Below are 211 nucleotides of genomic sequence, written 5' to 3' on the forward strand. Positions count from 1 at the left end.
CCTGATGGAAGATTTCTTGTATCTTTTCCTGTTTATAATACAGATCCACCCCCTCATAGGTAACCCGACCGAGATATTCATCGTGTTCTGAAACAAACACCTGTCCATGTTCTTGCACGAATCCGGTATTATTCACTTCGATGTAGCATGCTTTATATCCTTTTACCTGTAAATATTTTACAAGCTGTACCGCTTCCGTCGTTGTTCCGAT

The 211-nt window shown here is 40.8% G+C and carries 1 protein-coding gene; it reads right to left on the reverse strand.

Annotation, left to right across the window (positions count from 1 at the left end; genetic code table 11):
• A partial coding sequence (locus NE619_RS18745) for a hypothetical protein (RefSeq protein ID WP_330640895.1) occupies nt 1–211 on the reverse strand: 211 nt, incomplete at both ends.

This window comes from Anaerovorax odorimutans, from assembly GCF_024459955.1.
GTDB lineage: Bacteria > Bacillota > Clostridia > Peptostreptococcales > Anaerovoracaceae > Hominibacterium > Hominibacterium odorimutans_A.